This is a genomic window from Mycobacterium kansasii ATCC 12478 (assembly GCF_000157895.3).
Classification (GTDB): domain Bacteria; phylum Actinomycetota; class Actinomycetes; order Mycobacteriales; family Mycobacteriaceae; genus Mycobacterium; species Mycobacterium kansasii.
The window spans coordinates 4,710,010-4,723,098 of the sequence record NC_022663.1 but is presented as its reverse complement, the minus strand read 5'-3'; the positions used below and the strand labels follow the sequence as shown (position 1 = coordinate 4,723,098).

Annotated in this window: 9 protein-coding genes and 2 pseudogenes; 4 read left to right on the top strand and 7 right to left on the bottom strand. The window is 66.8% G+C overall.

The genetic code is table 11. The features are described from left to right. Positions 1–8 precede the first annotated feature (8 nt). From MKAN_RS20600 to MKAN_RS20590, 3 genes are read right to left on the bottom strand one after another with little or no spacing between them, the layout of a single operon-like run. Positions 9–821, bottom strand: a complete 813-nt coding sequence (locus MKAN_RS20600; protein WP_023371686.1) for an alpha/beta fold hydrolase — start codon at positions 819–821, stop codon at positions 9–11. A 3-nt stretch (positions 822–824) separates the two neighbouring features. After that, complete coding sequence (locus MKAN_RS20595) at positions 825–2,525, bottom strand: PHA/PHB synthase family protein (RefSeq protein WP_023371684.1); 1,701 nt, start codon at positions 2,523–2,525, stop codon at positions 825–827. A gap of 2 nt (positions 2,526–2,527) precedes the next feature. Continuing rightward, on the bottom strand, positions 2,528–4,039 hold the full coding sequence (locus MKAN_RS20590; protein ID WP_023371682.1) for a long-chain-fatty-acid--CoA ligase: 1,512 nt from the start codon (positions 4,037–4,039) through the stop codon (positions 2,528–2,530). Positions 4,040–4,186: 147 nt separating this feature from the next. On the opposite strand from MKAN_RS20590, the gene MKAN_RS20585 reads away from it, so the two are divergent. Next, positions 4,187–5,410, top strand: a complete 1,224-nt coding sequence (locus MKAN_RS20585) for a PucR family transcriptional regulator (RefSeq protein ID WP_023371680.1) — start codon at positions 4,187–4,189, stop codon at positions 5,408–5,410. A 357-nt stretch (positions 5,411–5,767) separates the two neighbouring features. Here MKAN_RS20585 and MKAN_RS20580 read toward each other — a convergent pair whose 3' ends face one another. Then, positions 5,768–7,039, bottom strand: a complete 1,272-nt coding sequence (locus MKAN_RS20580; RefSeq protein ID WP_042313869.1) for a PucR family transcriptional regulator — start codon at positions 7,037–7,039, stop codon at positions 5,768–5,770. A gap of 104 nt (positions 7,040–7,143) precedes the next feature. Between MKAN_RS20580 and MKAN_RS20575 the strand changes: the two are divergent. Then, positions 7,144–8,351 (top strand): annotated as a pseudogene (locus MKAN_RS20575) (phytoene desaturase family protein); the annotation flags it as partial. 37 nt (positions 8,352–8,388) lie between these two features. On the opposite strand, the pseudogene MKAN_RS20570 reads toward MKAN_RS20575, so the two are convergent. Then, positions 8,389–9,257: pseudogene (locus MKAN_RS20570) on the bottom strand (3-hydroxyacyl-CoA dehydrogenase family protein). A gap of 162 nt (positions 9,258–9,419) precedes the next feature. Next, a complete protein-coding gene (locus MKAN_RS20565) occupies positions 9,420–10,187 on the bottom strand; it encodes an SOS response-associated peptidase (RefSeq protein WP_023371666.1) in 768 nt (255 codons plus the stop codon). Between the two features lie 72 nt (positions 10,188–10,259). On the opposite strand from MKAN_RS20565, the gene aroA reads away from it, so the two are divergent. Both aroA and rsgA read left to right on the top strand, forming a co-directional pair. Further along, the gene (gene aroA / locus MKAN_RS20560) at positions 10,260–11,546 is read left to right on the top strand and encodes a 3-phosphoshikimate 1-carboxyvinyltransferase (protein WP_103797896.1); all 1,287 of its coding nucleotides are present in this window, start codon (positions 10,260–10,262) and stop codon (positions 11,544–11,546) included. Further along, the gene (gene rsgA, locus MKAN_RS20555; protein WP_023371662.1) at positions 11,543–12,535 is read left to right on the top strand and encodes a ribosome small subunit-dependent GTPase A; all 993 of its coding nucleotides are present in this window, start codon (positions 11,543–11,545) and stop codon (positions 12,533–12,535) included. The genes aroA and rsgA overlap by 4 nt, the downstream gene beginning before the upstream one ends. Here rsgA and MKAN_RS20550 read toward each other — a convergent pair. After that, complete coding sequence (locus MKAN_RS20550; protein WP_036391730.1) at positions 12,522–12,995, bottom strand: winged helix-turn-helix transcriptional regulator; 474 nt, start codon at positions 12,993–12,995, stop codon at positions 12,522–12,524. The genes rsgA and MKAN_RS20550 overlap by 14 nt on opposite strands. Positions 12,996–13,089: the final 94 nt, after the last annotated feature.

Here is a 13,089-nt window from a genome sequence, read left to right as displayed (position 1 = left end):
CGACCGGCTCAGCGCAGGAACTGCTCGATTACCGGCGCCAGTTCGGTCGCGTTGTGCACGATGTCGATATGACCGCCGGAATGCAGGTGCAGCCGCGAATGCGGCAGCAACGTGTTCATGATGTGGGCGTTGGCAACCGGAATGATCGGATCGTCGGTGCCCGCCACGATCAGCGTCTCCTGACGCACCGCCGGTAGCGCGAACAGGCTGGTCCAGACCGAGCCAGCCAGCAGCTGGTGCAGGTAGCCGACCCTCGATCCGGCCCGCAATTGCCGCACGAACAGTGCCGCCACGTCGTCACCGTGGGCGCGGACGGTACCGCCGTAGAGTTCGGCGGCGATGGACGCGGCGTAGTTGGGGTCCGAAAACCGGCGCGGTGTGAGCATTTTCGCCAGAATCCGGGGGTGGCCGGGAACCATGACCACCCCCGTGCCCGTCGCGACCAGCACCAGCCGACGGCATCGGCGAGGATTCTGGAAGGCGAATTGCTGCGCCAAGGCGCCTCCCCAGGACAGTCCGAGTACATCCACCACACCCAGGTCGAGCTTGCGCAGGAGCCTCCCTAGCACCCAGGCGAGGTAGGGAAACCCGTAGGGCAGAACGGATGTGGGTGATCCGCCGGTCCCGGGAACGTCGAATCTGACGACGGTGGAGTCGAGCACCTCCACCAGCGGATCGAGCACTTCCAGGCTCGCCCCGATTCCGTTGCACAACACCAGCGGCACACCGGTTCCCTGGCGTAGGTTGACTCGGATCCGCTGTCCGCCTATGTAGAAATAGCGCTCTTCGCCATGCGCGCTCGCGACGTGGCTGCCGGGCATGGCTCACTGCTCCTTCACATAGGTGCCCGGCGCCGGCCCGAGCGGTGGCAGGCCTTGCCCGCCAAGCGCTTTGGGGGCGTCGACCTCCGGGCCGCTGCGCTCGGCGAGCCAGCTCACGTAGTCGGGCCACCAGGAGCCAGCCGACTGCTGCGCAGACTCGAGCCACTCTTCGGGCTTCTCCGCACCGACCAGACCCGTTCGGAACGACGCCTTGGGATTTCCCGGCGGGTTGACCAGAGCCGCGATGTGGCCGCTGGTGGACAGGACGTAACGATTGTCCTTACTGCCCAGCAGCCGCGCGCTGCGATAGGTGGCCTGCCACGGCGAGATGTGGTCTGCAACGCCGCCGATCACATACGCGTCGGAGGTGATGTCGGCCAAATCTACGGGGCTGCCCAGCATGGTGACCGCGCCAGGCGTCACCAGCGCATTGCGCAGCCCCATGAGCACCATGTCGCGATGCAGTGCCGCAGCCATCCGGGTGGTGTCGGCGTTCCAGAACAGCACGTCGAAGGCCGCCGGCTTGCGGCCCTGCACATAGTTGTTCACCCAGTACCGCCACACCAGGTCGGTCGGTCGCAGCCAGGCAAACATCTCGGCCATGTCACGCCCGTCCAGGTAGCCCTTCCTGGCCGAAACTCGAATAGCCGTCTGCGCTGCGCGATCGCTCATGGCCGCGGCGGCGAAGCCGGCGCGAGTCTCGTCCAGCACGGTGACGGCCAGAGTAAGACCGGCCACCCGATCGGCCTCGCCGATATGGGCGAGGTGGGCCGCCGTCATCGCCGCGATGATGCCGCCCGAACAACTGGCCATCAGGTGCACGCTGTCGGTGCCGGCGATGTTCTGAACCGCGTCCATTGCCTCCACGATCGCCCCGCCGTAGGCGTCGAAACCCCAATCCCGGTGGCGTGCCTGAGGATTACGCCATGAAATGGCAAACACCTGTTGGCCCTGCTGCAGGAAGTACTCGATCATGCTGCGTCCCGGTGCGATGTCCATGATGTAGAACTTGTTGATCACCGGCGGCACCATGAGCAACGGAATGCTCCGCACCTTGGCTGTCTGCGGGGTGTACTGGATCAATTCGAACATCGAGGTTTGCAGGACCACCGCTCCCTTGGTGATGGCGACGGTCTCGCCCACCACGAAGGCATCGGGCTCGACCATCGACGGCACCCGCGGCTTGGACAGCATGTCTCGCACAAAGGCCCGCAAGCCCCGCACCGCGCTCAGGCCCCCCGTGTCGATGAGGGCCTTCCAGCCCAGCGGACTGATCAGCGGGTTGTTGCTGGGTGCCAGGCCCTCTACCAGGTTGTCGACGACGAACTGCATCTTCTCTTGGTCGCGCCAATCCAGCTCAGCGTCGGCAAGCAACCCTTCGGCCGTCTCGGCACCGGCAAGATAGGCCTGCATCACCCGGTGCAGCAGCGGATTCTGTTGCCAGGCAACGTCACCGAAGCGCTTGTCGGCCCGCCCCGGGGCCCGGTGGGACTTTCCGGCCGCGATGCTGCCAAGCTCACGGGCAAGCGTGGCGGTGCGACCGGCGACGGCGCCGGGACGTTGGGCAAGGTTGGCGCCGAGGCGGGCCCAGGTGGCATCGGGCATCATCCGGCTGGCAAACGGCCGGGTGGCGCTGGTGAGCAACAGGTCCAGCGGTGCCGCCAACTCGTCGGGCGCGGCAGCTGGCTTCGGAGATTCGGCCATGGTTATCGTGTGCTTTCAGTTGCGGGAACGGAGATTTCGCGTTTAAGGACCTTGCCGGTGGGGCCCTTGGGCAGCGCGTCGACGAGCCAGACCAGGCGCGGATATTTGTAAGCGGCGACTCGGCTCTTGACGTACTCGCGCAATTCGTCGGGATCCGCCGCGGCAGCTTGTTTGAGCGCGACCGCGGCGCCGATCTCCTCACCGAGGGAGTCGTGCGGGAAGCCGATGACCGCAGCCTCGGCCACCGCCGGATGCTCGTAGAGCACTTCCTCGATCTCGCGGGGATACACGTTGTAACCGCCGCGGATGATCAGGTCTTTGGTCCGGTCGACGATGTAGAAATAGCCGTCCTCGTCGACGCGGCCGACGTCCCCGGTGGCCAGCCAACCATCGGGTGTGATGGTGGCCCTGGTCGCCTCCGGGAGGTTCCAGTAGCCCTTCATCACGTTGTGGCCCTTGATCTGGATCTCGCCGGCCTCCCCCGGCGCAACCTCGGCCCCGCTCGGGTCAACGACCCGCAGCTGTACGCCTTCGATCGGTGTGCCGATCGAACCCACCTTGCGCGGTCGCTGCGGATGATTGAAGGCCGCCACCGGGGAGCTCTCGGACAGTCCGTAACCCTCGAGAACGGGGCAGCCGAAGGCTGTTTCGAATTCGGTGAGAACCTGGACCGGCAGCGCCGCGCCACCGGAGACGCAGACCCGCAGGCTGCGCGTCGCCTCGGGTTTGGCCGTCGCGGCCAGGCGCAGCAGCGCGGAGTACATCGTCGGCACCCCCTGGAAGACGGTGACGGCGTCGCGCTCGATCACCTCGAGCGCCTTGCGTGGGTCGAACCGCGGAATCAGGGTCAACGTCGCGCCGGCGATGACAGACGCGTTGAGCCCGCAGGTGAGACCGAAGACGTGGAACAGCGGCAGGCATCCCATCACCACATCGTCTGGCCCCGTCTGGATCAGGGTGCGAACGCTGACCTCGGCGTTGCGACCCAGGCTTGCGTGAGTGAGCATGGCGCCCTTGGGTTTTCCGGTTGTGCCGGACGTATGCAGGATGATCGCGACGTCGTCGTCGCCGCGACTTACCGGGCGCTCCTGGGCGGGCAGGTCCTCGATCAGCATGGCCAGCCTTGCGTCGTCGACGAGCCAGCACTGTGCGCCCAGCTCGGCGGCGCCGGCGATGGCCTCGTCGGCGAAGGCGGGTGCCGCGAAGAGCGCTTTGGCGCCGCTGTTGGACAGGTAGTAGGACACCTCCCGGGCCTTCAGCAGCGGGTTCATCGGAACCGCCACCGCGCCGCGATACATGATCCCGTAGAACGCGATGGCGAATGCCGGGGTATTGGGCAACATCACGCCCACCCGATCGCCCGGCTCGACCCCGGCCCGCTCCAGCAGTGTCGCCACCCGGGCCGCGGCGGCGTCGAACTCACCGAAGGTGAACTGCAGATCATCGAAACGCAGCGCAATGCGTTGGGGGTGACGGTTTTTCGATGCAACGAGATTGTCGCTGAGAGTGCCCATCAGGTGCCTCCGGAGTGCTCGTGGGTGTTGTTCTTATGGTCACTCGGCAGGCTGTGGGTCACAATGTTGAGCAAAACAATCTGACGGTCAGTTCGGTGTGACCGCGCACATCCCCATCCGCGGGTCCACGACATAAGGTTTCGACATATGAGCGCGTCAAGACATCCGGTTCGAGCCCGGGACGACACCACTCCCGACTCGAACGTCGTCCAACTTGGCAAGCTGATGCTTTCTCGCGCCGCCGAATTAGGTAACGCGATGGCCGATCTGCTGTGCCGGGAGATCGACGCCTACCGCGACGGCACCGTGGTCACCAAGGATGAGGTACGCCAAAGCTGTGTGGCGAACCTCACGTTCGTCTTCGACGCACTCGCCGGGGATGCCGACGTGGACGTCTCGCCCGCGGAGCGCACCGGCACCATCCGCGCGCTGGCCGGTGTGCCGCTGCCGGCGGTGATGACCGCTTACCGCATCGGTTTCCGATTCATCTGGGAACAGACCCTCGCCGCCGCGCGCGCCTCAGGCATGCCTACGGAATCGATCCTTGATGCCACCGCCCGGGTATTCCTTGCGCAGGACACCTTTACCCAGGCGATGGCCAGCGCTTACCGCCACCAGCTGACCACCCAGATTCTGGAGTTGGAGGAAGAGCGCTCGGCGCTGGTCGAAGCGCTGCTGTCACGGCGGATCACCGACAAGCACAGCCTCTGGGAGGCGGCCGACCTGCTGCGGCTACCCACTTCGGGGCCGTATGTTGTCGTGGCAGCAGAGCTGCCGGCGATCGGAAAGTTGGGATTGCCCACCATCGAAAGCAAGCTCTCGGCGCGCGACGTCCGCTCGGCATGGCGGCTGTTGCCGGAGTTGCAGGTCGGCATTGTCCACCTGCGGGGCCGGGATTCAGCCGAGACACTCGGCGTACTTGTCGAGGTGCTGCGGCAATCCGCCACCGCGCGCGTGGGAATCAGCCAGCCGTATCACGAACTGGCCGAAACCAGCGACGCGTTGCGCTGTGCCCGGCTGGCGGTCACCGGAAAATCGGCGGGCGATTCGCTCGTTGCCGTCTTTGACGACGCCCCGCTGGCGGTCGCGGCGGTCAGCGCCCCGGAAGTCATGGCGAAGATCAGGTCTTCGGTGCTGGGTCGGCTGGATGGGCTGCCGAACGAGGAGCGCGCCACCCTGCTCGACACTTTCCAGGCTTGGCTGCGCGCCGGCGGATCTGCCAACCAGGCCGCCGCGACGATATTTTGCCATCCCAACACCGTGCGACACCGGTTGCGCCGCATCGAGGAACTTACCGGCCGGTTACTCTCGCGCCCAACGGATCTCGCCGAGTTGTGTTTGGCCCTCGAGGTTCAGCGGCGACTGCCCTGAACGCCTACCGGCCGCGACCGCTTTGTCGCCGGAAGACAAAGCCGTGACGCAACTTCGTTGGCTGACGACATTCCCGCGGTGCGGCGCAGTCACTACGTTTGTCAGCGGCGCAGCGTCGCGCTTGACCGGACACTGATCTCGAATTCGGTCGCTCAATACCGAATCACGCAGTGAAATAACCTTTTTCACCTCCGCGCTACGGCGGAAGAAATGTGAGCCACTTATGTCGTACTTGACCATTGCCGGAATGCTCGCTCTGACCCTGTTCCCGGCGCTCGTCCCGGCGATCATCACCTTGGTGCACGCCCTCACCGCCCCGGCCTCCGACCGGGCCGCTGGCTGAGGCGGCCGGCCCGGCTATTTCGGCTGCAGCACCGCGGCGCCGTACCAGTGACAGGCAAGCAATGCCAGTTCCACGTCGAGCCGATCGCCGCCGATGTCGCGGCCCCGCCGGGCGACCGCGCGGCCAACTCGATACTTCACCGTGTTGAAGTGCATGTTGAGCTCCGCGGCGGCCATCTTGTAGCTGGCGCCGCAACCCAGGAACACGCGCAGCGTCTCGCGCAGGCGCTCGTCGTTGTCGTTGTCCCGCGCCAGGTTTCCGAGCACCCGGGCTACCCAGTCGCGCGTACCGGCCAAGTCGCCACCCAGACGCGCCACGACGGACAGCCCCGGGTCGCCGGCCGCCACCACCGTCGCTGCGCGGCGATCACCGGCGATCGCGACGCCGTGGGCCTCGCTCGCCTCCCGGTGGGTGCGGCGAAAGCCCTCGACGCCGCCGGCCATGTTTCCTATTGCGACATTCGGTGAATCCGGCCGGGACAGCGCGAACTGGCGGACTTTCGAAACAGCATCGGCGACGGCGGCCCGAAAAGGCAGCCAGGCCCATCCGCTACTGCGGTCGGCGGCCACGAACAAGGGGCTGGCGTCCGCGCCGACGGATTCACCCAGCCCGCGAAGAAACCGTTGCAGCCGCGGAAGTTCGTCGACATCGAAACCTTGGTCCCCGGACCACATGATCAGCCCGACATGGTGCCAGCGCAACGGATAGCGAATCGCCGTGGTTGCCGCGTCGACATCGATGCTCTTGGTTGCGGCCAGGAGTTCGCGCACCCGCACCCCCCGCAGGGCGTTCTGGTTTTCCAGCCATCGTTCGCGCTCGTCTTCGTAGACGGCGACGACTTGCTGCGACATCCAGTCGATGTATTCGAAGATCGCGGCGTTCATCGCCTCGATCACCGCAACCCGCATCGAATCCGGGATTTCGGTGGCGCGCAGTTCGGCGAAGATCAGCTCGTTCATCCTGCGCTGACCCAGCCGATACGCGCGCACCAACGCGTTGACGGGCACCCCGTGCTGCGCCAGTCGGCGCGCGTACTCCAGCGCCGCAGTAGGCGCCTCGACGTGCTCGACCGCGATGTCGTACTGCAACGCGTGCAGCATCGTGTCGACGTTGCCTTCGATGCTGGCCCCGAGCAGGTCCATGATCCGCGCCTCGCGGCGCAAATCGGGGATCTGCCGTTCGAGGGCACGATGGATCTGCGACGTCACGTCGGCCAGCCGACGCTGCAGTCGCCCGGCGACCTCGGCAACGTAGTGGCTCACCTCGACATCGCTGTCGGGGCCCATCTCCTCCACCTGGTTGACGTTAGCCGCCACGGTTGTTTCCCGGCGATAAGGCCGGCATCCGGTTTTGTCGATTCGCGACGGTGTCAGGTCTCGCGAGCCGCTTCGACCTGCAGCGGTACGGCCTGTCGTGGCGCCGGCCGGAGCTCGATTGTGTGCACCCGCTCGACGACGGCAGCGCCGGCGTGCTGTACCGCTCGGTGGAGCAGACCGCGGCGGGGCTGGGTTACTACGGATCACGGTGGCGGCTCGCCTTCGGCTACCCGGCCGCCCGGTTCGACGCGCTGAGCGAGGACATCATGCGGCCATTGCTGCGGTTCCCGCACCATCCGCTGATGCTGGCCCGGTTTGGCACACCCACCGTGCTCCCCGCGTCGGCGTTGGCCCGCCTGTTTCGCACCCTACAGGGGCGGGCGTTGTTCGGAGGCGTTGCGGCTCATGCGTTCCGGCCGCTGCATTACCCATTGACCTCCGCTGTCGGGATGGGCATCATCGCGGCCGGCCACCGCCACGGCTGGGCAGTGGGCGAAGGCGGATCGCAGTCGATCACCAACGCTATGGTGGCGCTGCTGGGTGAGTTGGGCGCCAAGATCGAGACCGGGGTCCGGGTCGCGACGGCGTCGCAGCTGCCACCGGCGGACGTCACCATGTTCGACCTGGCGCCGAGCGCGGTCGCCGGGATCCTGGGGGACCGTCTTCCGCGCCGAATTTCGGCTGCCTTCACCAGGTTTCGATGTGGTCCGGGTGCATTCAAAGTCGACTTCGCCGTCGAGGGCGGGGTGCCGTGGACGAACCCGGCTGCCCGTCGGGCCGGCACGGTGCGCCTGGCCGGCACCTACTCCGAACTCGCCGCGACCGAGCGGGAGATCCATGCCGGACGCATGCCGGAGCGGCCGTTCGTACTGGTTGGCCAGCAGTATCTGGCCGATCCGCAGCGCTCGGTCGGCAACGTCCACCCGGTGTGGAGCTACGCGCGCGTGCCCAACGGCTACACCGGCGATGCGACAGCGGCGATCATCGCCCAGATCGAACGGTTCGCCCCTGGTTCCGGGAACGCATCGTGGGACAGGCCGTCCGTACCACATTGCAGATGTCTTCCTGCAACGCCAACTATGTCGGCGGTGACATCATGACCGGCGCCAAGGACATTCGCCAGCTGGTATTCGGGCCGCGAACCACGCTGTCGCCGTAAACCATTGGTGTGCCCGGCATGTACATCTGCTCGGCGGCCACCCCACCGGATTCCGGTGCGCACGGCATGTGCGGCGCCAACGCCGCCAAGCTCGCGCTCGCCCACCTGGCTCGCCGAGCGTAACGCCACTGCCGGCGAGCACAGCTGTCCCGCGAACGGGCTAGGGGTACTTGTAGAAGCCCTCGCCCGATTTGACGCCGAACTTTCCGGCATCGACGTATTGCTGTAGCACGTCCCGGGCGTGCCTGGGCAAGCACGGGAACTCTTCGACGTAGTGGTTCTCGATGTCGAGGACCACGTCGAGGCCAACCAGATCCATCATCTGGAACGGCCCGGCCGACAGCCCCCAGTTGGCCTTGAACATCCCGTCGACATCCTCCGGGAGCGCCGCGCCTTCGGCGACGACGGCCAGTGACTCGCGTTTGATCGCGGCCCAGACGCGATTGAAGATGAAGCCGGTGCATTCGCGGCGCGCCTCGAAGGGATGGACACCGAACTCGGGCAGTACGGACAGCAGGGTGTCGAGCAGGCCGCGGTCGGTCTCGCCGTCCGACATCAGGTCGAGTGCGTTGAACTGTGGCGGCATGTAGAAGTGCGTGTTGCACAAACGCGTTTTGTCTCTGACGTTTTCGGCCATCAGCCGTGACGGGAACGACGAAGAGTTGGTCGCGAAGATGTGTCCGGCGGTGCCGCTTGGTCGATCTGACCCCACAGCGGAACCTTGATCTCGAGCCTTTCGGGAACCGACTCGACCGCGAGCCAGGCGCCGTCCAGCGCCTCTTCGAGCGAACTCGTGCCCACGGCGACGCCGATTTCACCAAAGCCTCTGTCCTGCACAAGCTTCGGCAGGGCCTTCGTTACGTACTGCGTTGCTTCGGCGTGCTGTTCGGCAAGCCTGGCATACATTCGCACGGTTCCGCCGCGGCTGGCGAACATCAACGCGATGCGCCGACCCAGCGTTCCCGCTCCGATCACCGCGACTGGGCGGTATCGGATGTCGTCGAATGTGTATGTGTACGAACCAGTCACACATGCATGCTAGGCGCGCGGTTGCGCACGCCGTTCCGTCGTGATCCGACAAAAATGATCCGAACGTTGTCTTCGGCAGACAACCTGACCTGAGGTCGAGCCGCGCCAGATTCCGCTCCAACATGCCGCGAAACTGCGCCATGCGGAGTTTCATAACCGGCACTACAGCAGCTTCATCTGCTCCGATTGCCGCTCGGCAGCCTCGATCAGCTCCGGCCCGTTATTGCGCACGCTGTTGACCAATGTCGACACCCGACGCAGCTCGATGTCGTGCACGTCCGGCGGACGGGCCACCAACTCCGGATCCAGCGGCGCATCCGGATTCAGCCAGGCGTCCCAGTCGGATTCGGCCAGCATCAGCGGCATCCGGTCGTGGATCTCGGCCGTTGGCCCTACGGCGTCCGTGGTGATGATCGTGCAGCTCAGTAGCGGCGCGGCACTCTTGTCCGGCTTCCACACCGACCACAATCCGGCCATGAACACCGGTTCGCCGTCGCGGCGGTGCAGAAAGAACGGTGTCTTGGCGGCCTTCTGCCCAGGCACGGCATCGGGATTGGCCTGCCATTCGTACCAGCCGTCCATCGGCACCAGGCAGCGCTTGCGCTGCGCCGAATCGCGGAACGCGGGCGACGTGGCAACCTTGTCTGCCCGGGCGTTGATCAGCAACGGGCCCTTGGTGTCGGGCAGGCCGCCGTCCGGCCCGGCCTTGGCCCACGGCGGAACAAGACCCCAGCGCATCAGCCGCACCCGGCGCGAAGGCTGGTCGTCCGGCTCGCTGTGGCGCGCCACGACCGTCATGATCGTGTTGGTTGGCGCCACGTTGTAGTTGGGCGCCTCGGCTGTGGACCCGGCCCCGGTGGCTTCGTCGATCGCCTTGATTTTCTCGGCCAGCCGGGCCGGATCGGTGGTGACCGCAAATCGTCCGCACATGAGTCCCATGGTGCCTGGTACCCACGACACCCGCCGACACGGCAGGATGTAGCCGTGAGCAGCACCGACCCCCTGCAGGCCTGGCCGGCCCCGTCCACGCCGGCGCCGGTGCGCGCGACGGTGACCGTTCCGGGCTCGAAATCGCAGACCAACCGCACACTGGTGCTGGCCGCGCTGGCGGCCGCGCAACAGCAAGGCGCCTCGACGATCAGCGGCGCGCTGCGCAGCCGCGACACCGATCTGATGATCGCAGCGCTGCAAACTCTGGGCCTGCGCGTCGACGGGACGGGCTCGGAACTGACGGTCAGCGGCCGCCTCGAACCCGGTCCCGGCGCCCGAGTGGACTGCGGCCTGGCCGGCACGGTCTTGCGTTTCGTCCCGCCGCTGGCGGCACTGAGCGCCGCCGTGGTCACGTTCGACGGCGACGAGCAGGCCCGGGCCCGGCCCATCGCGCCGCTGCTGGATGCCCTGCGCGGTCTGGGCGTCCAGATCGACGGTGCGGGGCTGCCTTTCCGCGTCCACGGCACCGGATCGGTCGCCGGTGGCACGGTGGCCATCGACGCGTCGGCGTCGTCGCAGTTCGTGTCGGGCCTGCTGCTGTCCGCGGCATCGTTTGCCGAGGGACTGACCGTGCAACACAGCGGTGCGGCGCTGCCTTCGGCACCGCACATCGCGATGACGGTGGCGATGCTGCGCCAGGCCGGCGTCGACGTCGACGATTCGGTTCCGTATCGCTGGCGGGTAGCACCCGGCGCGGTCAAGGCACGCCGTTGGGACGTCGAACCGGATCTCACCAATGCGGTCGCGTTCCTGGCAGCGGCGGTGGTCAGCGGGGGCACGGTGCGTATCACCGGTTGGCCGGCCGACAGCGTCCAGCCCGCCGCCGACATCCTGCGCATCCTGCGTCAGCTCAGTGCCGTTGTCTCACATAATGATTCAATGCTGGAGGTGCGGGGCCCCGCAGCGTATCGTGGGTTCGACGTCGACCTGCGTGATGTCGGCGAGCTCACGCCCTCGGTGGCCGCACTCGCGGCGCTTGCCACCCCGGGATCGGTGTCGCGGCTGACCGGCATCGCCCACCTGCGCGGCCACGAGACCGACCGGCTGGCCGCGTTGAGCGCCGAGATCAACCGCCTGGGCGGTGACTGCCGGGAAACGTCGGACGGCCTGGTGATCACCGCGACACCGTTGCGGCCCGGCCGCTGGCGTGCCTATGCGGATCATCGGATGGCGATGGCCGGCGCGATCGTCGGCCTGCGGGTCGCCGGAGTCGAGGTGGACGACATCGGTGCCACCACCAAGACGCTGCCGGAATTTCCGCGGCTGTGGGCCGAGATGGTCGCGGAGTCCGGCGTTTGAGGCCCGGCGACTACGACGAATCCCACGTCAAGGTTCGCTCCGGCCGCGGTTCGCGGCCCCGGACGAAAACCCGTCCCGAGCACGCCGACGCCGAGGCCGCCATGGTGGTCAGCGTCGACCGCGGCCGGTGGGGTTGCGTGCTAGGCGGTGACCCGGATCGTCGCATCACCGCCATGCGGGCACGCGAGCTGGGCCGCACGCCCATTGTTGTCGGAGACGACGTCGACGTGGTGGGCGACCTGTCCGGGCGGCCGGACACGCTGGCCCGCATCGTCCGGCGAGGCCCGCGACGAACGGTGTTGCGCCGCACCGCCGATGACACCGACCCCACCGAACGAGTGGTGGTCGCCAACGCCGACCAACTGCTGATCGTGGTCGCGCTGGCCGATCCGCCGCCGCGCACCGGACTGGTCGACCGGGCGCTGATCGCCGCATACGCGGGCGGGCTGACACCCATACTGACCCTGACCAAGACCGACCTGGCCCCACCCGAACCGTTCGCCGAACAGTTCGTCGACCTGGATCTGCAGGTGGTTGCCGCTGGCCGTGACGACCCGCTGCTCGCGGTGGCCGACTTGCTCGACGGCAAAATAACCGTGCTGCTCGGGCATTCCGGAGTGGGCAAGTCGACGCTGGTGAATCGTCTTGTGCCCGAAGCAGATCGGGCGGTCGGAGAGGTCACCGATATTGGCAGGGGGCGACACACCTCGACACAGTCGGTGGCTTTACCGCTGCAAACCGGCAGCGAGGGTTCCGGCTGGGTGATCGACACCCCGGGGATCCGCTCGTTCGGTTTGGCCCACATCCAGCCCGACGACGTGCTGTTGGCGTTTGCCGATCTGGCCGCGGCGATCCATGATTGCCCCCGCGGCTGCGGACACATGGGGCCGCCGGCCGATCCCGAATGCGCGCTGGACAGCTTGTCCGGCGCCGCCGCGCGACGGACCGCCGCCGCACGCCGACTGCTCGGCGTACTCAGGGAGACTTGACGAGCCGCATGCCAAGCTCGTCGGGCAATACCAAATGCCCTTGGGTGCAACGGATCTCGATCTGCACAGCGGCGTCGCAGCCCAGATGCGTCAGTTCCAGCCGATCGCCGCCCGGGAGATGCCGTTTCCCCCACTGGAACATCGCAAAAACCACCGGCATGAAATCGAACCCGGCGTCGGTAAGCACATACTCGTCGCGGCTGCGCTGTCCGGGCTCGCGATAGGGTCGCCGGGCTAGGAGTCCGAGGGCCACCAGTTCGGCCAGCCGCGCCGACGTCGCGGCCTTGGTGATGCCGACGCGACGGACGAAGTCGTCAAAGCGCGTGGTGCCGTAGTAGGCCTCGCGCATGATCAGCATCGCGGACTTGGTGCCGACGACGGCCATCGTCTTCTCTATCGGGCATTCCCCGACCGCCGACCAACCATCGCGGTCGGCCAGCGGGCCTTCCAGCATTGTCACGAAGCTCACCCTCCGGTCCAGGTTGCGTTGAGTATACCCAGCCTGCTATAGCTGGGTATAGTCGTTGATACTCAGCTAGCCGCGAGGAGGAGCC

Bases quoted from the DNA above. Each gene is read 5' to 3' on its own strand.
- MKAN_RS20600 (WP_023371686.1), bottom strand. From the start codon at position 821: ATGCCCGGCAGCCACGTCGCGAGCGCGCATGGCGAAGAGCGCTATTTC.
- MKAN_RS20595 (WP_023371684.1), bottom strand. From the start codon at position 2,525: ATGGCCGAATCTCCGAAGCCAGCTGCCGCGCCCGACGAGTTGGCGGCA.
- MKAN_RS20590 (WP_023371682.1), bottom strand. From the start codon at position 4,039: ATGGGCACTCTCAGCGACAATCTCGTTGCATCGAAAAACCGTCACCCC.
- MKAN_RS20585 (WP_023371680.1), top strand. From the start codon at position 4,187: ATGAGCGCGTCAAGACATCCGGTTCGAGCCCGGGACGACACCACTCCC.
- MKAN_RS20580 (WP_042313869.1), bottom strand. From the start codon at position 7,039: ATGGGCCCCGACAGCGATGTCGAGGTGAGCCACTACGTTGCCGAGGTC.
- MKAN_RS20565 (WP_023371666.1), bottom strand. From the start codon at position 10,187: ATGTGCGGACGATTTGCGGTCACCACCGATCCGGCCCGGCTGGCCGAG.